This window comes from Vibrio sp. 10N.222.55.C6 (assembly GCF_041473395.1).
In the GTDB taxonomy this organism is placed as follows: Bacteria; Pseudomonadota; Gammaproteobacteria; order Enterobacterales; family Vibrionaceae; genus Vibrio; species Vibrio crassostreae_C.
Map to the genome: position 1 here is coordinate 1 of NZ_JBFRSD010000953.1, position 449 is coordinate 449.

Consider the following 449-nt stretch of genomic DNA (forward strand, 5'->3'; position numbering starts at 1 on the left):
ATTCTGAGTCTTCAATCTCAATGCCAAATTGATGGCAATACTCAGATTTAGGTAGGAAGCAATTAGCTAATGCTTGTCGAGCGGCTCGCCAAGAAGCGTGATACAGAGATACATGCAACCCGACTATCATGCGGCTAGATCTATCCACAACAACATAAATTGTAGGTCTGCCAAGCACATATTGAGCGCCAAGCTCAGAAACAACATGAACATCAGCGACCGTGGCATCTATTTCAAATACTGAACCTATAGTAGAACTAACTTGAGTAACACTTCCTAAAACACTTCTTTTATTGCGAAGATAATCAGTTTCTGACGTTCTCGCCTGAATAATATGGTTTTTATCGAACAGTTTCTTAGACCAGTAATTGAATTGCTTTAATGTTGGAAGATGAGGCGCTCTACCACATGCCTCGGCTGACCTTATCTCAGCCTCATAGCACTCTCTG

The 449-nt window shown here is 41.6% G+C and carries 1 pseudogene; it reads right to left on the reverse strand.

The window, feature by feature from the left end:
* Positions 1-449 (reverse strand): annotated as a pseudogene (locus AB4486_RS27020) (transposase); the annotation flags it as partial.